Source organism: Streptomyces sp. NPDC048182 (assembly GCF_043202555.1).
Classification (GTDB): domain Bacteria; phylum Actinomycetota; class Actinomycetes; order Streptomycetales; family Streptomycetaceae; genus Streptomyces.
On the sequence record NZ_JBIDAQ010000005.1, the window covers coordinates 357880 to 379095 of the forward strand.

At 75.2% G+C, this 21216-nt stretch carries 20 protein-coding genes; 13 read left to right on the plus strand and 7 right to left on the minus strand.

Annotated features, from left to right (window positions below):
• Positions 1-182: 182 nt before the first annotated feature.
• Both ACGFZL_RS12955 and ACGFZL_RS12960 read left to right on the plus strand, forming a co-directional pair.
• The gene (locus ACGFZL_RS12955; protein WP_393691075.1) at positions 183-2288 is read left to right on the plus strand and encodes a hypothetical protein; all 2106 of its coding nucleotides are present in this window, start codon (positions 183-185) and stop codon (positions 2286-2288) included.
• A gap of 16 nt (positions 2289-2304) precedes the next feature.
• Positions 2305-3225 carry an AEC family transporter gene (locus tag ACGFZL_RS12960; protein WP_393691077.1) on the plus strand — a complete coding sequence of 307 codons (921 nt, stop codon included), beginning with the start codon at positions 2305-2307 and terminating at the stop codon, positions 3223-3225.
• A 67-nt stretch (positions 3226-3292) separates the two neighbouring features.
• Here ACGFZL_RS12960 and ACGFZL_RS12965 read toward each other — a convergent pair whose 3' ends face one another.
• The 5 genes from ACGFZL_RS12965 to ACGFZL_RS12985 are packed head-to-tail and all read right to left on the minus strand — an operon-like array spanning position 3293 to position 7925.
• Entirely contained in the window at positions 3293-4099 is an 807-nt protein-coding gene (locus ACGFZL_RS12965; protein ID WP_393691079.1) for an ABC transporter permease, read from the minus strand.
• A gap of 1 nt (position 4100) precedes the next feature.
• The gene (locus tag ACGFZL_RS12970; protein WP_393691081.1) at positions 4101-4910 is read right to left on the minus strand and encodes an ABC transporter permease; all 810 of its coding nucleotides are present in this window, start codon (positions 4908-4910) and stop codon (positions 4101-4103) included.
• Positions 4907-5896, minus strand: coding sequence for an ABC transporter ATP-binding protein (locus tag ACGFZL_RS12975; RefSeq protein WP_393691083.1), 990 nt, complete (start codon positions 5894-5896; stop codon positions 4907-4909). Before ACGFZL_RS12975 ends, ACGFZL_RS12970 begins: the two co-directional genes overlap by 4 nt.
• On the minus strand, positions 5893-6690 hold the full coding sequence (locus ACGFZL_RS12980) for a hypothetical protein (protein ID WP_393691085.1): 798 nt from the start codon (positions 6688-6690) through the stop codon (positions 5893-5895). The genes ACGFZL_RS12975 and ACGFZL_RS12980 overlap by 4 nt, the downstream gene beginning before the upstream one ends.
• Positions 6687-7925 (minus strand): M16 family metallopeptidase, encoded by a 1239-nt coding sequence (locus ACGFZL_RS12985; protein WP_393691087.1) that lies wholly within the window; start codon positions 7923-7925, stop codon positions 6687-6689. The genes ACGFZL_RS12980 and ACGFZL_RS12985 overlap by 4 nt, the downstream gene beginning before the upstream one ends.
• Before the next feature lie 464 nt (positions 7926-8389).
• Here ACGFZL_RS12985 and ACGFZL_RS12990 point away from each other — a divergent pair, with 464 nt between their 5' ends.
• From ACGFZL_RS12990 to ACGFZL_RS13025, 8 genes are all read left to right on the plus strand, one after another.
• The gene (locus ACGFZL_RS12990; protein WP_393691089.1) at positions 8390-9592 is read left to right on the plus strand and encodes a hypothetical protein; all 1203 of its coding nucleotides are present in this window, start codon (positions 8390-8392) and stop codon (positions 9590-9592) included.
• A complete protein-coding gene (locus tag ACGFZL_RS12995; protein ID WP_355171273.1) occupies positions 9589-10725 on the plus strand; it encodes a hypothetical protein in 1137 nt (378 codons plus the stop codon). Before ACGFZL_RS12990 ends, ACGFZL_RS12995 begins: the two co-directional genes overlap by 4 nt.
• Before the next feature lie 28 nt (positions 10726-10753).
• A complete protein-coding gene (locus ACGFZL_RS13000; RefSeq protein WP_393691091.1) occupies positions 10754-11590 on the plus strand; it encodes a sugar phosphate isomerase/epimerase family protein in 837 nt (278 codons plus the stop codon).
• Positions 11584-12570 carry a cyclase family protein gene (locus ACGFZL_RS13005; RefSeq protein ID WP_393691094.1) on the plus strand — a complete coding sequence of 329 codons (987 nt, stop codon included), beginning with the start codon at positions 11584-11586 and terminating at the stop codon, positions 12568-12570. Before ACGFZL_RS13000 ends, ACGFZL_RS13005 begins: the two co-directional genes overlap by 7 nt.
• Before the next feature lie 20 nt (positions 12571-12590).
• Positions 12591-13688 (plus strand): Gfo/Idh/MocA family oxidoreductase, encoded by a 1098-nt coding sequence (locus tag ACGFZL_RS13010; protein ID WP_355171279.1) that lies wholly within the window; start codon positions 12591-12593, stop codon positions 13686-13688.
• A gap of 130 nt (positions 13689-13818) precedes the next feature.
• The gene (locus ACGFZL_RS13015; RefSeq protein WP_393691096.1) at positions 13819-14817 is read left to right on the plus strand and encodes a hypothetical protein; all 999 of its coding nucleotides are present in this window, start codon (positions 13819-13821) and stop codon (positions 14815-14817) included.
• Positions 14814-15911, plus strand: a complete 1098-nt coding sequence (locus ACGFZL_RS13020; RefSeq protein ID WP_393691098.1) for a hypothetical protein — start codon at positions 14814-14816, stop codon at positions 15909-15911. The genes ACGFZL_RS13015 and ACGFZL_RS13020 overlap by 4 nt, the downstream gene beginning before the upstream one ends.
• A 111-nt stretch (positions 15912-16022) precedes the next feature.
• Complete coding sequence (locus ACGFZL_RS13025) at positions 16023-17222, plus strand: methionine adenosyltransferase (protein ID WP_393691100.1); 1200 nt, start codon at positions 16023-16025, stop codon at positions 17220-17222.
• A gap of 7 nt (positions 17223-17229) precedes the next feature.
• On the opposite strand, the gene ACGFZL_RS13030 is transcribed toward ACGFZL_RS13025, so the two are convergent.
• Positions 17230-18081, minus strand: a complete 852-nt coding sequence (locus ACGFZL_RS13030) for a phosphotransferase family protein (protein WP_393691102.1) — start codon at positions 18079-18081, stop codon at positions 17230-17232.
• Between the two features lie 166 nt (positions 18082-18247).
• Between ACGFZL_RS13030 and ACGFZL_RS13035 the strand changes: the two genes are divergently transcribed.
• The gene (locus tag ACGFZL_RS13035) at positions 18248-18997 is read left to right on the plus strand and encodes a coenzyme F420-0:L-glutamate ligase (protein WP_393691104.1); all 750 of its coding nucleotides are present in this window, start codon (positions 18248-18250) and stop codon (positions 18995-18997) included.
• 138 nt (positions 18998-19135) lie between these two features.
• The gene (locus tag ACGFZL_RS13040) at positions 19136-20143 is read left to right on the plus strand and encodes a shikimate dehydrogenase (protein ID WP_393691106.1); all 1008 of its coding nucleotides are present in this window, start codon (positions 19136-19138) and stop codon (positions 20141-20143) included.
• On the opposite strand, the gene ACGFZL_RS13045 is transcribed toward ACGFZL_RS13040, so the two are convergent.
• A complete protein-coding gene (locus ACGFZL_RS13045; RefSeq protein WP_393691108.1) occupies positions 20030-20728 on the minus strand; it encodes a helix-turn-helix domain-containing protein in 699 nt (232 codons plus the stop codon). The two genes, ACGFZL_RS13040 and ACGFZL_RS13045, sit on opposite strands and share 114 nt — an antisense overlap.
• 183 nt (positions 20729-20911) lie before the next feature.
• On the opposite strand from ACGFZL_RS13045, the gene ACGFZL_RS13050 reads away from it, so the two are divergent.
• Positions 20912-21202 (plus strand): helix-turn-helix transcriptional regulator, encoded by a 291-nt coding sequence (locus ACGFZL_RS13050; protein ID WP_355171295.1) that lies wholly within the window; start codon positions 20912-20914, stop codon positions 21200-21202.
• Positions 21203-21216: the final 14 nt, after the last annotated feature.

A 21216-nucleotide genomic window follows, 5' to 3' on the forward strand; every position in this document is an offset into this window, starting at 1 on the left:
AGCGGGCGCATCCGCGCCGAAGTGGCCGTTCTCCGCCCGCAGAGCACACCGGTGACGCCGGGCAGAGCCGATTCGAGGCAGGACACGGGCCGTCTGCCCCGTGTGACAGGGTGAGTCGCGCACCGGAGCCCGTCCGGCGGCGCACCCGGGCACATCCCGGACACCTCAGGGAGCAGCGGTACATGAACAGCCCCGACTCGACCCCGCGAGGGAACCCTCGGGCACGGCGGCCCACAGATCTCGCCGCCGTCACCGACTGGTGGCAGAGGCTCGGCGGCGACGAGTTCTTCGTGCTGCCGCCTCCCCGACGGGACCGCTACACGCAGTCCGACGGCCATGAGGACGCCGCCGAGCTCCTCGCCCATCGCGGGTCCGCCGCTCCCGCCTCTTTCGCGTACTGGCACTGGCAGTCCCACGAGCGGGCCTTCGACAGCCGCGGACGACTCCGGGGCGAACTGCTGGTGCACTGGGGCGGCGACCACACCGTCGTGGCCGCCGGACTCGGCGACGGTCCGGACGGCTTCCGGATCGTCGACGGTGGGCCGCGGGGCGCCTTCGCCCTGGACCGGGTCACTCATCGCGACGATGCCGGACTGCCCGAGCCCGCGGACCCCGACGGCGTACGCCAGTTCCTGGACGCGCTCGACGAGCCGGTGGACCGCGGTGCTCGCGCGTTCCGCTACCGACCGCTGTCCCCGGCCGAGTCGGAGTGGCTCCACGAGCGGCTGCGCGACCCTCTGGACCTCTCCGCCGTCGCCCGGTACGTCGTCTGCCTGGAACGGCGCGAGGGACTCACCCGCGCGGAGACGGACCTGCTCCTGCGTGTCTGGCGGGCGGAGTACGCCGGACGGCTCGCGGAGTGGAGCGCCTGGCGGGCCCTGCTGCACGCGCTGCTGCGCCACGACCACCACGAGGTGTGGGAGGTCACCGCCCTCCTCGGCCCCGAAGCGTCGAGCGTCCTGGGCCGCAGGCCGTCCGAACGGAGCCTGGCCGTCGTACGGGAGTTCGCGCTCGCCGGCGACCGCGGTTCCCTTCCTCCCTGGTTGGCGATGCAACGAGCGCTCGATGCGGCCGACCTGGCGCGGGCAGCCGCAGTCGTCGCGGCGGAACTGACCGCGCACGACGCTCCGGAGACCTCACTGCGCACCCTGTACGGAGCGCTGATCGAGGGTGTCACGGACGACTGGTGCCGGGAGACGGGGGCGGACCACGATGCCGCACGGACCTACGCCCGCCTCGCAGCGGTCCGCTTCAGCACCGACGAACGGCTGCCCCGTGCCCTGCGGGTCGTCGCGGCGCAGGCAGCCCGTGACCAGGTGGGACTCGTGCGGGACGCGGCGAACCGGCCGGGCGTCCCGGCGCTCGTCGGCACCGACACCGCCGGGATGCTGTCCGCCGTGAACCGCTTCGAATCCGCCCGGGACGGTCTCCTGACCGGCACCGGGCCCGATCTCACCGCCTACGAGGGCGCACTGGGCGACGTGTGGCACCGCTACCGGATCCTCACCGACGACGACGTGCGCTGGCTGCGGGAGCGGGTGGCCGACCCGGAGACGGGCCTGCAGGGACTCGGCTTCTGCCTCGAACTCCTGCACGCCCATGGCGTGGCCGCGTACTCCGAGGTCGAGGCGCTGCTGCCGCGACGACTGAAGGACCTCACCAGGCCCTACCGGACCACCTACACCGAGTGGCGCCACCCGCTCGTGACCCTGACCTGCCTTGCCCTCGACCTGGGCCACCCGGCCGCGGAGAGACTGGTCGCCTGGTGGCACAGACCCCGGCCGGTCTGGAAGGACGAGCTGCGGCTCCTCACCCACCTCGGCGCTCCCGACGAGGCCAAGGCCGCCGAACTGTGGGACTTCGCCACCTCCCGGGCCGATGATGTCGGCCAGCTCATGACATGGGTCCTGCTGAGGGCGCGCCTGGACGGAGAGCATCCGCTGCTGGTGGCCGACCGGCTGCTCGGCACTCCCGGCCTGCGCGACCACGTCCTGCACCGGGTCCTGCTCGCCGTGGCCGACCCCGCACAACCGCTGTGGCACTACGCCATCGACCCCCGCAGCCGGGGCTGGTGGCAGCGCGCCGTCGAGGTCGCCGACCACCCACGGCTCTCCCCGAGGGCTCGCGCCCTCGGTCTGCGGACGGCCCGCGAGCACCTCCTGATCCGCCACCCCGACCAGCTGAGCCCGTCGCCCACCGGGGCGGAACGGGAGACGGCCCTGGCCTGGATCGAGCACCACGCCGTCGCCGGGACGGAGGTCGCCGTTCGACGCGCGGGGCAGATGTGAGGGCCGAGGAGGCGCCGTGCAGGGGGTGTTGACGGGCTTCGCCGTGATCGCCGTGGTCATCGGCGTCGGATACGTCATCGGCCGGCGCGACTACCTAGGGGACAACGGGCAGGAGGTGCTGACGAAGCTCGCCTTCCACGTGGCCTCGCCCGCGCTGCTGTTCACCACGCTCGCGGGGGCCGACCTGTCGGAGGTCCTCTCCACCCGGCTCCTGGTGACGGCGATGAGCACGGCGGTCGCGGGCGGGGTGTTCGTCGCGGTGGGGATCGGACGGCGCTGGGGCCTGGGCCGCACGACGATCGGCGCGCTCTGCTCGAGCTACGTGAACTCCGGGAACCTGGGCATCCCGATCGCGGTGTACGTGCTGGGGGACGCGTCGCTGGTGGCGCCCGTGCTGCTGTTCCAGCAGATCATGGTGACGCCGATCGCCCTGACCGTGCTCGACCTGTCCGGCGACGGCGAGCAGGGGCCCCTGTGGCGGCGGCTGCTCACCCCGCTGCGCAATCCCATCGCGGTCGGCTCGCTGAGCGGCGTGGCGGTGTCGGCGTCCGGGCTGCGCGTTCCGGGCCCGGTCCTCGATACGTCGCAGCTCATCGGCGGCATGTCGGTGCCCGCCGTGCTGATGGCGTTCGGTATCTCGCTGTGCGGCAGCAGCCTGCCGGGCCGCGGTACCGACAGGGCGCCGGTGCTGCTGTCGGTGGCCCTGAAGGCGGTGGGCCAGCCGCTGGCCGCCTGGGCCCTTGCCGTCAGCGTGTTCGGCCTGCACGGCGCCCCGCTGCTGGACGTCGTGGTCACCGCGGCCCTCCCCGCCGCCCAGAACCTCTTCACCTACGCCTCCCGCTACCGCGTCGCCGAGACCCTGGCCCGCGAGTCGGTCCTGCTGTCGACGATCGCGGCCGTACCGGTGCTCGGGGTCGTGGCGGCGGTGCTGGGGTGAGACGGATGCGCGCACGGTGACGGTCACCCTGACCCGGGCGTCGGACGACTGTCCGTGCCGCGACCCGTCAGGCGTAGCCGAAGCTGCCGGTCGTCCTCTCGTGGCGGCGGACCCAGGACGCCGCCAGGTGCGCGAGGGCGTGCCAGCACGCGCCCGTGACGAGCGCGAGCACCACCGGCACGGCGACGGGGGCGGTGGAGTGCGGGGCGGCGAGGGCGCGCACGGCGGTGAGGCAGTGGGTGAGCGGCACGACGGCGGCCGCCGCCCGCACCCAGGCGGGCCAGAAGTCCACCGGTACCTGCACGCCGCACACGGCCGTCATCAGCAGGGTCGCCGAGTTGGAGACGATGTTGCGCGCCCCGGGGAACGCGATGACCAGCGCGGAGAGCAGCAGGCCGAAGCCGTACGTGCTCAGCGCGGTCAGCACGACGAGCAGCAGCAGGAGCGGCATGTGGCCCGGGGGGATCCGCACGCCGAACAGCGGGGCCAGCACCAGGAGCGAGACCGCGCTGGTGAGGGTGCCCCCGGCGGGCGCGTACAGGCCGCGGCCGAACAGGACCGTGCCCCAGGGGGCCGGGGTCGAGGAGAGGGCGACGAGGGTGCCCTCGGCCCGTTCGCGCGAGCCGGCCGGGACGACCATCATCGTCTCGATCACACACACCATCAGCGCGTTGCCGACGACGAGGTAGTGCACGCTCGCCTCGGACCCCAGCAGCCGGCCCACCAGGGTGAAGAAGGTGACCTGGGACAGCATCCGGCCCAGCCAGCCGAAGGTCCACGAGCGCCAGGTGTAGAGGTGGCGGTACTCGGCGACCGCCGCCGCGGCGGCGTGGCGGACGATGACGAGCTGCGCCATGAGCGGACGGGTGGGCACGTCACACCTCGCTGAGGGTTCCGGCGGCACGCGCGTGCCGCAGTACGCGGGTGACCGCCACCGACCCGGCCAGGGCTCCGGCCAGGCCCAGTACGGCGATGACGGCCAGGGAGCGGCCGGCGCCGGCGACCGGTCCCGCGGTCAGGGTCGCCCGCAGCAGGTCGGCGCTCCAGGACAGGAACACCACCGAGGACAGGGGCCGTACCCAGGCGGGCAGCATGCTCAGGGGGACGAACACGCCGGCCAGCAGGTAGACCGGGTAGGACAGGGTGTTGGTCATGAAGCGGGCGTGGGGGGCCAGGACGAACAGGGCGGACATGAGCGTGGCGGTGCCGGCCATGGCCAGGGACGAGACCGTCATGGTCAGGGCGAACAGCGCCGGGTGGGCCACGCCGATCGTGACGCCGAAGACGGCGCGGGCCACCAGCCACGCCTCGACGGTGCTCAGCAGGCTCACCGTGGTGACGGTCAGGACCCGGGCGAGGACCACGACGGCGAAGCGGGCGGGGGTGGCGGCGAGGAGTTCGAGGGTGCCCCAGGAGCGTTCCTTCGTGATCACGTCGCTGGCGATCAGCAGGGCCATGTCCCACAGGGTCATCAGGACCGGTGCGAGGACGGCGTAGGCGGCCAGGTCGGGGCGGCCGGCGTGGGTGCTGAGGGCCAGCAGGATCAGCGTGGTCAGCGGGGTGCGGACCAGGACCAGCAGGAAGTCCGGGTTGGTGCGGGCGAAGGCGAGCTGGAAGCGGGCCGAGCCGGCGAAGACGACGAGCGTGTCGCGCAGCGGGCCGGCGGCCGGGCGGGGCGTGGTCATCGGCCCACCTCCATGCTGCGCCGCCCGACCAGGCGCAGGTAGAGCTCCTCCAGGCCGGGCGGGGCGGTGCGGACCGAGGTCACGCCGGAGGTGACGAGGTGGCCGAGCACCTCGCGGGTGGCGGTGACGGAGTCGGTGGTCCAGCACCGCGCCCCGTCGGCGGTCGGTGCGGCGTTGCTGACGCCGGGCAGTGCGGCGATGCGGGCGGCCGTCTCCTCGGGCACGGCGTCGGCGACGATCCGCTCCCCCGCGCTGAGGTCGCGGGCGAGGTCGCGCGGGTTGCCCTCGGTGAGGACGCGGCCGTGGTCGATGAGGGTCACGGTGTCGCACAGCGCCTCGGCCTGTGCCATGTCGTGGGTGGTGATGAGGAGGGTGCGGCCCTCGGCGCGCAGCCGGCCGACGAGGTCGCGGAAGCCGTTCGCGGCGACGGGGTCCATGCCGGTGGTCGGCTCGTCCAGGAGCAGGACCCGGGAGTCGCCGACCAGGCCGCGGGCGAGGTGGAGGCGTTGTTTCATGCCGCGGGAGAATCCGTTGACACGGTCGCCCGCGCGGTCGCCGAGGCCCACCTGGTCCAGGAGCCGGTCGGTGCGGGCGCGCAGTTCCCTGCCGCGCAGGCCGAAGAGGGCGCCCCACAGTTCGAGGTTCTGCCGGGCGGTGAGCCGCCCGTAGAGGCCGTGGTCGCCGCCCAGGACGATGCCGATGGCTCGGCGCACGGCCCGGGTGTCGCCCACCACGCTGTGGCCCAGGACGAGGGCGTCGCCTCCGGTGGGCAGCAAGGTGGTGGCGAGGATGCGGCACAGGGTGCTCTTGCCGGCGCCGTTCGGGCCGAGGAGCCCGTGCACCGTGCCGATGGGCACGGACAGGTCGACGCCGTCCAGAGCGGTCAGGGTCCGGGCGTGCGCGCCGCGGCCGACGGTGAAGGTCCGGCGCAGCGCGCGTGCCTCGACGGCGGGCCGGGCGGGGACGCGGACGGGGGTCGTCGTCATGGTGTCTCCCCGGGGCGCGGTGCCTCGGCACGCCAGTACTCGTGGTCCAGGCGCCAGCCGTGCGCGAGCAGGCGCGTGACGATCCGCCAGGTGTCGCGGCCGCCGGCGGCCGGGTCCTGGCAGGGGGTGTGCACGACGTTGCCGACGAGAGGCTGCCCCTGGGCGTGGCAGTGCAGGGCGGCGGCCCGGCTCAGGGCGGCGGTGAGGGGACCGACGGCTTCGCCGGGGGCGATGAGGATGTCGACGAGTTCGCCGTACGTCTCCCCGGTGGTCTCGTCCGCGGCGCCGGTCAGGACGGTGGCGTGTCCCAGGAGGCGGCCGGTGGGCTCCTGGGCCACGAGGGAGACGCGGCCGGGGCGGCGGTAGAGGTCGGCGGCGATGTCCCGGGCGGTGTCCGGCGGGACGGGGGTGCCGGAGTCGGCCCCGCCGTTGACGAACGCCTGGGCCAGCCAGGCGCGGACCTGCTCGTCGTCGGCGGGCCCGGCCGCCGGGCGGATCGGCGGGTGGGGGCCGGGGTCGGGCAGGGCGGCGGGGTCGGGGCAGCGTACGTAGGTGAGGTGGCGGCGCCACGGCGGGCGGGGGGTCGCGGGGCGGGCGACGCGCAGCAGTGTCGCGGTGGCCTCGGGGTGCCGGGTGTGCAGGGCGTGGCGCAGACGGTCAAGGGAGGCGGGGTCGGTGGGGTGGTCGCCCAGGTCCTGGACGAGCACGAGCCGCTCGCCGGTCAGCGGTTCGGCGTACGGGCCGGCGACGACGTCGGACAGGTCGGCGAGGGCGTGGGAGGCCGGGGCGGTCATGATGCCTCCGGGCGGACGACGACGACGTGTTCGGCCAGGAGCGCGGCGGCGGCGGCCGAGACGTCGGCGGCGGTGACCGCGGCCAGTTCGGCGCGGTTGGCGTCGATGGACCACGGCTGGGTGCCGGCGCGCCCGCGCAGGGCGATCAGGAGGGCGTGGTCGAGGGGGTTCTCCGCCTGGAGGACCAGGCTCATCTCCGTCTTGCGGCGGGCCGCCAGCAGGTCCTCGTCGCGTATCCGCCCCTCGGCGATGTCCGTCAGCAGGCCGCGCACGAGGTCGACGAGCCGTTCGACGGCGTGCCCTTCGACGCCGGCCAGCAGCCGCCACAGTCCGCCTTCGGTGTAGGGGCGGGACCAGGCGGCGAAGGAGTAGGAGAGCGACTCGTCGCCGCGCAGGGTGCGGTAGAGCAGCGACGAGGGGCTCGATCCCAGGAGGGTGGCGAGGAGTTCGTACGCGGCGGTGCCGGGGGTGCCCGCGGCGGGGGTGCGCCCCGCCAGGCAGACCCAGGCGATGTCGTCGCCCCGGGGCAGGGCGGGCAGTGTGGTGTCCGGCGCGCTCAGCGGGGGCCGCTCCACGTCGCCGGGCGCGGTGGTCCGGGCGGTGGGCAGCGCGTCGCGCAGCAGCGCGTCCAGGCCGGGGACCGGGGCGGGGCCGACGACGACCAGGGACATCGGGGCGCGCAGGAAGACCTCGCGGTGCTCGCGCAGGACACCCTCGGGGGTGAGTGTGGCCAGTTCGTCGAGGTCCCCGCCGACCGGGCGGGCCAGCGGGTGGCCGGGGAAGACGGCGGCGGCCGCGGCGTCCTGGACGGTGTCGGCGGGGTCGGCGGCGGCGGTGCGCAGCTCGGAGACGACGACCGCGCGCTCCCGGTCGAAGGGGGCGGGGTCGGTGAGCCGGGGGCGCAGGACCGCGCGCAGCAGGGCGTCCGCGGTGCCGGCCGCGTCCTCGGCGGCGACCTGCGCGTAGAAGAGGGTGGTCTCGACGCCGGTCTGCGCGTTGGCGTGGCCGCCGCCTCGTTCGACGCGCTCGGCGAAGGAGGTGGCGCCGTCCGAGGGCAGCGAGAAGAGCAGGTGTTCCAGCAGGTGGGCCACGCCGCATCCGCCGCGCGGGTCCTGCCGGGCGCCGTGCGCGACGGCGAGGCAGAAGGTCGTGGTGCGCAGCCTCGGCTCGTACACCCCGATGACGGGCAGGTCGCGGGTCGGCGGGGCGGCGACGGCGGCGGGTTGAGTGAGCATGGGGGCCCTTTCGGGAAGGGGCGCGGGCGCCGCCGCCGATGGTCTGCGGCGGCGCCTCGCACTCGGGTGTCCGATCGCCGCGTCAGCCCTTCTTGACGACGACCTTCTCCAGGCGCGGGGTCAGGGCGGTGGCGTGGTTACGGGTCATGACACGTTCCTTTCTCAGGGCTCCACGGACCTTTTCCGCGGAATCGGTTGACCGGAGGGCCGGGCGGAAATTCCCCGTCCTTTCCGGCCCTCAATGACTAACAGGCCGCCGCGACGCTTCTCAAGGGATTGCCCACATGTTTTCACTCAGTGGAACGGCGGGCGGCCGGATCCCTGGTCGCGTCCGTGTCACGTGATTCCGGTCCAGGAAAGCAGGGACTCGAAGTCGGCTGCCCGGTGCCCTAGTTTGACGCCAGTGGCACCGGCCGCAGAAAGCTTCCGGGCCACTCCCTATTCGCGGTGAGGAGTGTTTTCCCGTGGCGAATCACAGCGCGGGCGCGTATTCCCGTACCGATTCCTTCGATCTGCTGACGGCCCTGGGTTCGGTGCGGGTGGAAACGGAACTCGCCGGGGTGCGCGACGCCCTCGCGGAGGAGTGCGCGCCGCTCTTCCGCGTCGCACCGCCGTCCGCTTTCCGCGGCGCACCGGCCGGCGCCGGCGTCGGCCCCGGGCTGACCGTGCGGGTCGGTGTCGTGTCCCGGCTCGACGTTCCCGACGACCTGGCGGACCACCTCGCGCAGACGCCCGTGCTCGACCTGGACGCCAGCCGGTACCACATCGTCGAGTTCGGCCGCCGCTTCCTCCTGTGGAGCGCCGGGGACGCGGTGGCCGCCGCCATGACGGTGCGCGGGGTGCGCGGGGGGCGCGTCGTGCAGGTGGACGTGGCGGGGGCGTCGCCCGGGGCCGTGCGGGCGGTGGTGCGGTGGCTGCGGTTCGCGGCGGCGGCCCGGATGACGGCCGCGGACCTGCCCGCGCTGCACGGCTCCGCGGTCGGGCACGACGGCCGGGCCGTCCTCATGCTGGGCGACCGCGGTTCCGGCAAGTCCACCCTGATGATGCTGGCGACGACGCTGGCGGGCTGCGACTTCGTCACCGACGACGTGGTCCTGCCCTACCGGGACCCCGCGGACGGCACGGTACGGGTGACCGGCCTGCCGAAGCGGATCGGGGTGAGCGTCGCCGCGCTGGAGGGCCACCCGGCCCGCGAGCGCTTCGAGCGCACGCCGCTGCGCCACCACGGCGGCCCCTACGGGCCGCTCGCCGTCGACCCGGACCGCGCCTGGGGCGCCGAGCACCGGGTCCGTGTCCACTGCGACGTCGGCGAGTTCCTCGCCCTCACCGGGGCGCGGGCGGTGGGCGGTGTGGCCCCGGCCGGGGTCGTCCTGCCGTGCGCGCGGCGCGAGATGCGCGGCTGGCTGATCGAGGGTCCGGCGGGCGGCGACGCCTCCTGGCTGCCCCGTCACCGGGCCTCCACCCGCCAGCTGAAGTACGTGACCGACTTCCTCGGCCTGCTGCCCGACGACACCCCCGCGGGCAGCGGCGACGTGACGGCCGCCCTCGCGGCGCTGCCGGTGGTGCGGGTGACGTACGGCCCCGACGTCAACGTCGACTTCGCCCGCTTTTGGGACGACGTCACCTCCGCGCTGGCGGCGGCGACGCCCGTGGGGGTGGCCCGATGACCGGCACCGCAACGGCCCCGGGCGCCGCTTGCCCCACGACCGGAACCTGGCTGGACTTCGGACTGCTGGCACGGCTCCTGGACGCGGCCGACGAGACCGAGACCCCGCGCGCGCTCCTGCGCCGGGCCAGGGCTCGCTCGCTCACCCTCCCGCCGCTGCTGCTGTCCGCGCTGGCCGCCCGCCACGAACCGCTCGGTTCGGGTTCCGGCGACGAGCTGCGCCGGGCCCGCCGCCGCGCCGCGGTCTACGCGGACATCTCCGGGTGGGCGGCGGAGCTGGGCGTACGGACCCTCAAGGGCCCCTCGCTCGCCCGCCGCTACCCGGAGCCGCTGCAGCGCCCGGTGGGTGACCTGGACCTGGTCGCGCCCGGCGAGGGCGTGCTGTGGGAGGTGGTGCGCCGACTGTACGCGCGCTACCCGGTGGACGCCGTCCAGCTGTCGGTGCTGCGCGCCGACGACGAGCGGCAGCTCCTGGTGGGCCTGTACTGGCCGGACGAGGACCCGCTGCTGGACCGCTCCCTCAACGTCGAGATCACCACGTTCGCCCTGGCCGGCGACGGTGCCGCCGTGCCCTCGCGGGTGGCCGTCCCCGCCGACCAGGGGCTCGCCGACCTGCTCGCGCTGGCGGACGAGCGCTTCCAGCGGGAGTTCGGGATCAAGGACTGGCTCGACGCCGCCCTGGTCCTGACCGCGCCCTCACCGCCCGACCCGGCCGCCCTCGTGCGGTGGGCTCGGGAGTACCGGATCGCGCCCGAGCTGCTGGAACTCGTCACGCAGACGGGCGAGCGGACCGGTCTCGCCCCGCTGCTGCCGGGGGCGGCACTGCGCGGACTGCGGGACACGGCGCGGCGCGAGCGGGAGCGCAGGGCCCGCCGCACGGCCGGGCCGCGCCGGCCGGCGACGGGCGTCGACGGCCGCTACCGGGCGGGACTTCCGGTGTACGGCTTCGCCCTGGAGGAGATCCGCCCGCGCGAGGGCGGCGGCCGCACCGCGGAGTGGCGAACCCACGCCGGCGCACCGGTCCTGCGCACGCCGATCGGCCACTTCCTGCTGGTCGGCGGCGCGTCGGTGGCGCCCGAACAGTACGCCGCGGCCCGCGCGGCCATCACGACGACGGAAGAGAGCGGCCGATGAGGCCCGCGACGACAGGAGGAGGCGGCCGATGAGGCTCGCACTGATCACGGACGAGGTCGGCCAGGACGTCGAGGCGGCGATCCGGCTCGGCCGGGACCACGGCATCACGGACTTCGCCGTCCGGTCCGCCTGGGGACGCAACGTCGCCGAGTTCGAGGAGCCCGAGCTGGACCGCCTCGAAACCCTGCTCGACCGTCACCGGGTGCGTGTCTCCAGCGTGCTGTCGCCGCTGTTCAAGTGCCACCTGCCGGCCGACGGGAGGCCGGACGAGGAGGATCCGCACTTCGTCGGGTTCTCGCGGCGCTTCGACGACCACCGCGAGCTGCCCCGGCGGCTGGCCGCGATCGCCGCGCGGCTGGGGGCGCCGGTGCTGCGGCTGTTCTCCTTCCTGACCGCGCCCGCGTCCGCACCCGCGCACACGTCTGCGTCCGCGCCCGAGGAGTGGCCCGCCCGCCTCGACGGCCTCCCGGCGCTGCTGCCCGAGGGGGTGACGGCCGGTCTGGAGAACGAGCATGTGTGCCACGTCGCCTCGCTGCCGGACCTGCGCGCCTTCCTGAGCGGCCCGCACGGCGCCGGGTTCGGGGCCGTCGTCGACCTGTCCAACCACGTCCTGGCGGGCGGCACCGCCGACCCCGGCCAGCTCACCCCGGATCTGGTCGCACGCGCCGTCGACGTCCACGTGAAGGACCGCAAGGACGGCCGCTACGTCCCGGTGGGGACCGGCACCTTCGACTGGCCGGCCCTCCTGCGGCGCCTGGACGAGCTGGGCTACGACGGCCCGGTCACCCTGGAGTCCCACCTGCGCGGCGACGAGGCCGGGGTGCGGGCCTCGCTGGCCGCCCTGCGCGAGGCACGGACATGGTGACCCCGGCCCCCGAGGCGCCGCCCGACCTGGACCTGGTGCGCCGCCTCGCCGAACGCTTCCGCACCTGGGGGCGGTGGGGCGCGGACGACGAACGCGGCACCCTCAACCTCATCGGCCCGGACGCCGTGCGCCGCGCCGCGGCCGAGGTGCGCGAGGGCCGGATCCACTCCCTGGCCCTCCCGCTGGGCGCCGACGGGCCGCAGAACGGCACCCTGGGCCGCTTCAACCCGGTCCACCTGATGCTGCGGGACGGCGGCGACGCGGTCACCGGCGCCATGGTCGACGACTTCTACGACGGCCGGGACCGCCATCTGCGCGGCACCGACGGCCTGGTCATCCTGCCGTTGCAGGCCGGAACCCACTGGGACGCGCTCAGCCACGTCATCTTCGACGGGACGATGTACAACGACCGCCCCGCCTCCGCGGTGAGCAGTCGCGGCGCCCGGTGCAACGCCATCACCGGCGCGGCCGACCGGGTCGTCACGCGCGGGGTGCTGCTCGACCTGCCGGCCCTGCGCGACGGCCGCCCGCTGCCGCCCGGACACGCCGTCGGCGCCGACGACCTGGAGGCGTGCGCGCGCCGCCAAGGGGTGCGGGTGGAGCCCGGCGACGCACTGCTGATCCGCACCGGGCACCTGAGCCGCTACCGCGAGACGGGCAGCTGGTCGGATTACGTCGCCGGGCCCGCGCCCGGCCTGGGACTGGCCGCCGTGCCCTGGCTGGCGCGGCACGAGGTGGCGGCGGTCGCGGTGGACACCTGGGCGGCCGAGGTGCTGCCCAACGAGACCCCGGCGGTGATGCAGCCCCTGCACATCGTCCTGGTGTGGGCGATGGGCCTGCTGCTCGGCGAGATGTTCGACCTGGAGGCACTCGCGACCGACTGCGCCCGCGACGGCCGCTACACCTTCCTGTTCAGCGCGCCCCCGCTGCCCTTCACCGGGGCGGTGGCCTCCCCGGTCAACCCGGTGGCCGTGAAATGACGTACGAGAGGACGCACCCCATGAAGCCCCGTCACGACAGGATTCCCGCCGGGCCGTCCGCCGGTCCCGGCGAGCCCCTCCCGGCCGGACCGCCGGTCGGCGTGGCGGTCCTCGGCTACGGGCCGTGGGGCACCAACCACGCGCGAGCCCTGACCCGTACCCGGGGCGCCCGCCTGGCCGGGATCGTCGAGCCCGACCCCCACCGCCGGGCCGCCGCCCGCGCCGCCCACCCCGGCGTGCCGGTCCTCGCCGACGCCCGGGACGCGCTGCGCGACCCGGACACCGAGGCCGTCGTGGTCGCCACCCCGGCGCGCACCCATCCGGAGGTGGCCGCCCGGGTGATCGGCGCCGGGCGGCACGTGCTGGTGGAGAAGCCGTTCGCGCAGCGCGGCCGGGACGCCGAGCGCCTGCTGCGGGCGGCCGGCGAGGCGGGCGTGGTCGCCATGGCCGGGCACACCTTCCTGTACTCGCGGCCCGTCCTGAACATCGCCCGGATGCTGCGCACAGGGCAATTGAGCGCCCCGCTGTTCGTACGCAGCGAGCGGCTGGGCAGCCGCCGCCATCCCGACTGCGGCGCCCTGTGGAACCTCGCGCCGCACGACGTGTCGATCCTGCTGCACGTACTGGACTCGCCGGTCGTCTCGCTCACGGCCCGCAGCCACGTCTTCGGCCGTGGCGAGCACGACGACGCCACCGGCATCGACCTGGAGTTCGCCTCCGGGGCCGGCGCGGTGGTCCAGGTGTCGTGGTGCGCCACCGAGAAGCGGCGCGCGCTGTCGGTGCGGGGCGAGGACTGGACGGTGGACTACCGGATGCGCTCCGGCGGCGACGACCTCACCCTCGCGTTCGACGCCGGCTCCGAACGGCCCGTCCCGGAGCGGTTGCGGCGGGCGCTGCGGCGGGGGCTCGACGTCGACACCGACGGCCGGGTCCGCTACGAGGAGCCGCTGCAGGGCGAGTTGGAGCACTTCGCCCTGTGCTGCCGCACCGGGCGGACGCCGCGCAGCGGGGCGTGGCACGCGGCGGAGACGTCCCGGGTCCTGGAGGCGGCGGCCCGGTCGGCCGCCGCGGGCGGGGCACGGGTCGGGCTGACGCCCGGCACCGGACTGGCCGCCTGAGCCGACCGCGTCCGCGCCCGCCCCTCGGCCCGGAACCTCGCGCGTTCATGGCCGCCGCTCACACCTACGCGTCCCTCACCCTCCGTTCGTGACCGACCGCCCGTAACCGCCCACCCGTAAAGGTCACCTCATGTCCGACACCGTCACGCGGCGATCCCCCCGCCCCGCCGGGCCTGCCACCGGCCGGTCGCGGCGGACCCTGCTCGCCTCCGCCCACGGCAGATGCCTGGTCGTCACCGACCACGCCGTCGACCTCACCGCCACCGCCGCCGCGCCGTGGAGCCCGGGGCTGCGCGCGCTGCCGGCCGGGCGGGCCACCCCCACCACTCCGGTCCTGCGCTACGAGGAGGCCGGCGGGCCGCCGGAGTTGTCCTGGGACGAGGCGGGGGCCCGGCTGCGGGCGCCGTGGCGGGACACGGCCGACGGGGCCGTGCTCGGCTATCTGGCCGCCGTCCTCATGGAGCGGGACCGCCAGCGCCGCGGCTACTTCAGCATGCACGCGGCGGCGGCGTCGCTGGACGGGCGCGGGGTGCTGCTGCTCGGCAAGGAGGGCGCGGGCAAGACCAGCGTGCTGAGCCGCCTGTGCCGGCACCACGGGGCGCGCCTGATCGGCAACGACCTGACCGTCCTGGGCGGACGCGCGCCGCGCTGCGAACTCGTGGCGGGCACACGGTTCCTCTTCCTGCGCCAGGCCTCGGTCGACCGGTCGATGGCGGACCTGGACCTGCCGCTCCCCCGGCGCGCCGGGCTCGACCCGTGGCGCACCAAGTGGCGGGTCGAGCCCGCCGAGGTGTCCATCGACGTCGACACACGGCCCCGCCCCGTGGAGCGCGTGCACCTGGTGCACGTCGACGAGAGCCAGCCCGACCTGCGCACCGGCAGGGCCGACGACACCGCGACCCTGCTGCACCTGCACGAGAACGCCGCCCGCTACATCCGGGGCACCGCCACCCACGCCCTGCACGGCGCGCCGCAGCGCCCGCTGGGCTACATCCCGAGCCTGGACACGCCCGGGCTGTACCACCACCGGGCCGCGGTCCTCGCGCACCTGGCCCACGAGGTGGGCATCGAGTACGTGTCCGGCCCGGCCACCGCGGTGGCCGCCCATGTCGCGCGGGGGCTGCGGTGAGCCGCCCGCCGCTGCTGGCCGTCTGCCTGCCCTCGTACGCGGAGGAGGAGACCGTCGGACCCGTGGCGCGGACCGTGGCGGAGGGCCTGGAACGGCTGGGCGGGCGGGTCCGGCCGCTGATCGTGCACGTCGACTGCGGCAGCCCAGACCGTACCGCCGCCCGCTTCCGCGCGCTGCGCCTGCCGGTGCCCGCCCTCCAGCGTGTCGCGCCGCGCGGCAAGGGCAACGCCCTGCGGACGTTCTTCGCCGTCTGCGGGCAGGAGGGTGCCCGGTTCGCGCTCAGCTTCGACACCGATCTGACCGCCGTCACCCCGCGGTGGGTGGCCGCCTTCGCCGACCCGCTGCTGGACGGCACGGCGCAGGCGGTGCTGCCCGCCTACCCGCGCAGCGCCTACGAGGCGAGCGCCACCCACCACCTGGCGCTGCCCGCCGTCTTCGCCCGCACCGGGCGGCTGGTGCCGCAGCCGATCGGTGGCGAGTTCGGCCTCGACCTCGACGTGGTGGACCCGGCCGGCCTCGACTGGTCGGGCAGCACCCTGCGGTTCGGCGTGGACATCGCGCTCACCTTCCGGATGCTGGAGCGGGCACGTACCGTCGCGCTCGCCGCGCCGGGCGTCAAGCGGCACAAGCCCAGCTTCTTCCACTTGTCCGAGGTCTTCGCCGAGGTCGCCGAGACGACGCTGCGGCTCGCCGCGGCGGGGCCCGTCACCGCGGCGGCGGAGGTGTCCGGCGGGGACGGCCCCGCGCTGTGGCCGGGAAGCTGGGCGCACCGGGCGGCGTCCCGCGCCCTGTTCGAACGCGCCCGGACCGGCCTGTTGCGCCAGGGCCAGTCCGTGCCCGCCTGGGCCGATCCCGCGCTGCCCGGCTGGGCGGCCGAGCGGTGGGTGCGTTCGCTGAGCGCGGCGCTGGCGGACGCCGGACTGCCGGGCGCCGACCCGGCCGCCGCCGCCCGCGCCCTCACCCCGCTGTTCGTGGTCCGCGCCACCAGTTTCTGGCTGGCCGCCGAGCGCGGCGGCCTGCCCGCCGCGCGTACGGCGCTGCTGGACCAGGCGTACGCGCTGCGCCGCACGGCGCACCCCGCCCCGACCGTGTGACCCCGCGGGCGAGGAGGACACGCGCCCGACCGACCTGACCGACCCGATCCGACCGACCGACCCGGCCGAGCCGGTAGACCGACCGACCTGATCGAAAGGACCCCGACCGCCATGCAGATCTCCCGGTCCCTGACCTCCGTAGCGGATCTCCCCGTCGAGACCGTCGAACGCAAGGGCTTCGGCCACCCCGACACGCTCGCCGACGGCATCGCCGAAGCCGTCTCACAGGCCTTCAGCAAGGCCTGCCTGGAGGGCGAGCCGGGCGCCGTGCTCCACCACAACGTCGACAAGGTGTACATCGGCGCCGGCCACATCGCCTCCTGGTTCGGCGGGCACGAGGTGCGCGAGCCGGTCGTGGTGCGCATCAACGGGCGGATGAGTTCGTCGTACGGCGGCACGGACCTCGGTATCGAGGACATCCAGATCGCGGCGGCCACCGAGTACCTCTCGGTGTTCGCCCCGCACTACCGCGTCGGCGAGACGATCCGCATCGAGCCCAACGCCACCCAGCACACCAAGCGCCCGCACTGGTTCACCCCGCGCGACCTCGCGGACGTCCCCGATGCCAAGGAGCCGCGGGCCAGTGACACCGCCCTGTGCGTGGCGCACGCCCCGCTGTCCCCGACCGAGTACATCGTGCGGGAGCTGGAGTACGCGCTGTGGGACTGGTCGGGTGAGCACCCGGTGCCGCGCTGGAGCGATGTCGGGCAGGACGTCAAGGTGTTCGCCTGGCGCACCGGACGCCGGCTCGAAGTCACCGCGTGTGTCCCCCTGCTGAGCGACACGGTCGCCTCCCTCGACGCCTACCTGGAGCGGATCCGGCACCTGGAGGGCGAGCTCCAGACCATCGCGGAGCGCCTGGCGGCGGGCCGGCTCGACGTGCGGCTGCGCGTCAACCCGGTCGACACCCCGCAGGGGCACCGCTGCTACATGCTGGCCCTGGGCAGTTGCATCGAGTGCGGCGAGGAGGGTGTCGTGGGGCGGGGCAACGGCTGGAACGGCCTGATCAGCCCGCTGCGCCCGCGCTCCATGGAGAGCCCGTTCGGCAAGAACCCGGCCTACCACACCGGCAAGGTCTACGGGCAGGTCGCGCAGCGCCTCGCGGACGACATCCACCAGCGGTTCGGCGTCGCGTGCAGCGTCTGGCTGTCGAGCCCGAACGGGTATCCGCTGCTGCCCCCGCACAACATCTGGGTGGAACTGCCGCCCGGGGAGGGACCGGACGACCGCGAGCTGGAGGCCTTCGTCCAGGAGCGGTTGCAGAACACCCAGGTCCCGGGCGACATGCTGGTCCGCCGCTACCGGCCCTGACGTGCCGTCAGCCGGAATCGGTGGCGGGGCGGCGCAGCCGGGCGAGGAGGTCGCGGCCGGTCCGCTCGAAGGCGGCGTCGCCGGTCTCCCGCGCCCAGACGACCGTGGTCATGGCGTGGTGGGCGCCGCAGAGCCGGAGCAGGGTGTGCTCGGTGTCGCTCAGCGTGCGCCCGTACCCCTCGATGAAGTCGTCGCGGAGGCCGGGGTGGTCCGGCCAGACCTGGTGGTAGAGCCGGAGCAGGTCCCAGATCCGCGCCTCGACGGCGGCGTGCTCGAAGTCGATCACGTAGAGCGCGTCGCCGTCGACGAGCCAGTTGCGGGCCGTGTAGTCGCGGTGGCACGGGACCATGTCCGGCTCCGGCAGGCCCGCCAGGCAGGCCACGCTGTCCCGCACGAAGTCCAGTTCCGCGGCGGAGAGCAGGTGCGCGGCCCGCGGCCGCCACCTGGCGTGGCGTTCGGCCATGAGCGCCGCGAAGTCGCCGGTCATCGGTGGCGCGGCCTGGTGGAAGGCCCGCAGCAGCGCCCCGGCGCGCCGGTGCATCGCCCGCAGACCGTCGTCGTCGAGCCGGGCGTCGACGCCGAGGACGCCGGGCACGGCGCTCACCACGAGAACCGCGGCGTCGTCGTCGGCGGTCACCAGGCGCGGCGCGCCGCCGCCGAGGGCCGGCACCCACTCGCGGTAGGCCGTGACCTCGCGCCGGTAGGCCCGGCGGTCGCGGTGCAGTTTCGCGAACCAGTCCTCGCCGCGCGGCCCGGTCAGCCGGGCCACCGTGGTGGTCCCGCCGGGCCGGCTCCGCACGTCGTGGACACGCGTGCCCGGCAGGAAGTCAGCTGCCCATGCGGTCAGTTCGGTGCTCACCGGTGCAGGATAGCGACGGCGGCCCGGCCCGCCCGGCGCTCCCGCTCCTCCGCGTCCCCGACCGTCACGTCTTCGCCCCTCACGTCCAGGTGTGCGCGCACCTACGTGCAGACCCGCGCCCGACCCGTACCGATGCACTCGTCCCGAAGGAAGGCCCGGAAGCCCCATGTCCCATCCGCCCACCTCTGCCTTCACCGCCTTCGCGCTGGAGCCCTTTCCCGAGCTGCGTCCCGGTGACGACCTCGCCGGAGCCGTCACGACCTTCCTGACGCGGCATCACATCGCGCTGGAGGACGGCGACATCGTGGTGGTCGCCTCGAAGGTCGTCTCGATCGCGGAGCGGCGGTGGGTGGACCTGTCCGCCGTGACGCCCGGTCCCGAGGCCGTCGAGCTGAGCCGGCGCACCGGGAAACCGGCACCGGTCGTGCAGGTCATCCTGGACGAGTCCACGGACCACTACCTCGCCACCGAGCGCGGCCCCATCATCGCCCGGCACAAGCTCGGCCTCGGCCTGACCTCCGCCGGAGTCGACCGGGCGGGCCCCGACGGTGTCTGGCTGCTGCCCGCCGACCCGGACCGTTCGGCGCGCGGGCTGCGCGACGCGCTCCAGGCGGCCACCGGGGTGCGGGCGGCGGTTCTCGTCGTCGACTCCGACGGGCGTCCCGACCGGCGCGGGGCGACCGTGATCGCCATCGGGGCCGCGGGCATCGCGCCCCTGCGGGTCACCGAGTGCGTCCAGCCCGACGGGCGGACCAAGCGGCAGGAGGAGACGTTCGCCGACCTGCTGGCCGGGGCCGCCGGGATCCTGCTCGGCCAGCGCGGGCGCGGCGCCCCCGTGGCCGTCCTGCGCGGGGTGGCGTACACGGACGACGATGCCGGTGTCGCCGCCATCCTGCATCACCGGCAGGGGGACTGAGCCGGACCAGGGGGCGGCCCGGGGCCGACCCCGTGGGGATCGACACATCGGCGCATCAGCGCATCGGCGCATCAGCGCATCAGCGCATCAGCGCATCAGCGCATCAGCGCATCAGCGCATCGACGAGGAGAATGTGGCATGCAGAAGTCCACCGCACCACCGGCCGTGCGGCACCTCGCGGTGCTCGGCGCGCCGGTCGCGAGCGCCCTCTCGCCCGTCCTGCACCGCGCCGCTTACGCCGAGTTGGGGCTGCCGTGGACCTACCGGGCCGTCGAGTGCGACGCGGCGGGGCTGCCCGGGTTCCTGGCCGCACTGGACGACAGCTGGGCGGGCCTGTCGCTGACCATGCCGCTGAAGCGCGCGGTGGTCCCCCTGCTCGACGAGGTCTCGGCGGCGGTGACGACGACCGGTTGCGCCAACACCGTGGTGGTGCGCGACGGGCGGCTGATCGGCGACAACACCGACGTGCACGGCATGGTCACCGCGCTGCGGTCGGCCGGGGTGTGCGGCGCCGGGGACGTCACCGTGCTCGGCGCCGGCGCGACGGCGGGCACGGCGCTGGCGGCCGTCCGGGAACTGGGCGCGGACCGGGTGCGCGCCGTGGTGCGTGACCCGCGCCGGGCCGGGCCGCTGGCCGCTACGGCGCGGCGGCTGGGTCTGCGCCTGGAGACGGTGCCGTGGTCGCGCCTGGAACGGTGGCTGTCCGCCGAACTGGTCGTGTCGACCGTGCCCCGCGGCGCCCTCGACGCGGAGGTGCGCTGGCCGGCCGGTCCCGGCCTGCTGCTGGACGTCACCTACCGCCCGTGGCCGCATCCGGCCGCGCGGGCGGCGGAGCGGGCGGGCCGGACCGTGGAGTCGGGCCTGTCGATGCTGGTGCACCAGGCGGCCCGGCAACTGGTCCTCCAGACCGGGGTGCGGCATCCGCCGGTCGAGGTCATGGCGCGGGCCGCGCGGGAGGCGGTCGCCCGGGACGGCGACGGTGACCGGGAGACGGGGCGGGAGCCGTCGGGCGGCGGGGCGGGGGGCGCCGGGTCAGGCCGGCTGCTCGTACGTCGCCCGGCGGCCGGACTCGTGGACCTCCCGGTGGATGGCGCGGGCGGTCGCCGCGGCCCGTCGTACGGCGGCCGGCGGGAGTTCGAGGCGTGAGCCGACCAGGACGAGCAGGGTCGTACCGGTGCGCGGGCCGGCCGACAGCGGCAGGCACACGCTGACGAGGTCGGCCCCTTCGGCGTGCACCGGCACCGGCCCGTCCGGGGTCGTGGCGCGGCCCGCCGCGGCGAACGCCCGCTCCGCCGCCCTGGCCCCGGCCAGCCGCCGCTGCGCGAGGGCGGCCCGGCTCAGGGCCGGTTCGTACGCGGCCACGGTGGCGGGTGACATGGGTGCGGACGACGTGGTGTGCGCCATCACGTACAGGCCGGCCCGGACCGTCCTGCGCAGCGCCAGCAACCGGGGCTCGGCCGCCCGCAGGAGGTGCTGCTCCGGCGCGACCTCCGCCCCGAGGCGGGCCAACAGGGCTCCCAGGCACAGTTGCCGGCCCCGGCGTTGCAGGAAACCGGAGTCGACGAGTTCCTTGATGAGGCGGTGCGCGGTCGGCTTGGGCAGCCCGGTGCGGCGCGCGATGTCCGAGAGCGTCAGTCCCGTCTCGCCGGGCCGGAACGAAGTGAGTACGGACAGGCCCCGCGTCAGTTTCGACTTCGCGGGGTCGTCCACGGACACGGTCTGGTTCGCCATGCCGCCGATCGTTTCCCCGGCGGGGGCCGGCGACAAGTCACGAGTTGTCGGGGCGGCCGAAGTTGCCGGGGCGCTGCCTGGTCGTGCGGGGGCGTGCGCGGTGAGCATGGGACACGTCCCGCCGGGCCGACGGCGCGGCGGTCCGCCTGGGTGCAGACAACGCAGAGAGGGGCGCGGAGTTCCGTGAACGAATTCGAGGAAGCAGTCCGCAGGGTCAGTGACCGGGAGCGCGAGGTTCTGGGGCACCTGCTGCACGGCGACACCTACGGTTCGATCGCCCGGCACATGAACGTCAGCCCGCACACCGTCGACACGTACCTGCGCCGCATCCGCGCGAAGACGGGGGCCCGCAGCAGGATGCACCTGCTGCTGCTCGCCCTGTCGGCCCAGGAACCGTCCGCCCAGGCGTCCGACGGCACCGGTCCCGCACACGGGCAGCGGCTGCCGGGGCCGGCCGGCCCGCTGGCGCTCTGACGCCGCGCCGGATC

Excerpts from the sequence above, each read along its gene's own strand:
- ACGFZL_RS12995 (WP_355171273.1), top strand. The coding sequence starts at position 9,589 with ATGACCGGCACCGCAACGGCCCCGGGCGCCGCTTGCCCCACGACCGGA.
- ACGFZL_RS12975 (WP_393691083.1), bottom strand. The coding sequence starts at position 5,896 with ATGACGACGACCCCCGTCCGCGTCCCCGCCCGGCCCGCCGTCGAGGCA.
- ACGFZL_RS12980 (WP_393691085.1), bottom strand. The coding sequence starts at position 6,690 with ATGACCGCCCCGGCCTCCCACGCCCTCGCCGACCTGTCCGACGTCGTC.
- ACGFZL_RS13010 (WP_355171279.1), top strand. The coding sequence starts at position 12,591 with ATGAAGCCCCGTCACGACAGGATTCCCGCCGGGCCGTCCGCCGGTCCC.
- ACGFZL_RS13015 (WP_393691096.1), top strand. The coding sequence starts at position 13,819 with ATGTCCGACACCGTCACGCGGCGATCCCCCCGCCCCGCCGGGCCTGCC.
- ACGFZL_RS13035 (WP_393691104.1), top strand. The coding sequence starts at position 18,248 with ATGTCCCATCCGCCCACCTCTGCCTTCACCGCCTTCGCGCTGGAGCCC.
- ACGFZL_RS12970 (WP_393691081.1), bottom strand. The coding sequence starts at position 4,910 with ATGACCACGCCCCGCCCGGCCGCCGGCCCGCTGCGCGACACGCTCGTC.
- ACGFZL_RS12955 (WP_393691075.1), top strand. The coding sequence starts at position 183 with ATGAACAGCCCCGACTCGACCCCGCGAGGGAACCCTCGGGCACGGCGG.
- ACGFZL_RS13045 (WP_393691108.1), bottom strand. The coding sequence starts at position 20,728 with ATGGCGAACCAGACCGTGTCCGTGGACGACCCCGCGAAGTCGAAACTG.
- ACGFZL_RS13040 (WP_393691106.1), top strand. The coding sequence starts at position 19,136 with ATGCAGAAGTCCACCGCACCACCGGCCGTGCGGCACCTCGCGGTGCTC.
- ACGFZL_RS13025 (WP_393691100.1), top strand. The coding sequence starts at position 16,023 with ATGCAGATCTCCCGGTCCCTGACCTCCGTAGCGGATCTCCCCGTCGAG.
- ACGFZL_RS13005 (WP_393691094.1), top strand. The coding sequence starts at position 11,584 with ATGGTGACCCCGGCCCCCGAGGCGCCGCCCGACCTGGACCTGGTGCGC.
- ACGFZL_RS13000 (WP_393691091.1), top strand. The coding sequence starts at position 10,754 with ATGAGGCTCGCACTGATCACGGACGAGGTCGGCCAGGACGTCGAGGCG.
- ACGFZL_RS12985 (WP_393691087.1), bottom strand. The coding sequence starts at position 7,925 with ATGCTCACTCAACCCGCCGCCGTCGCCGCCCCGCCGACCCGCGACCTG.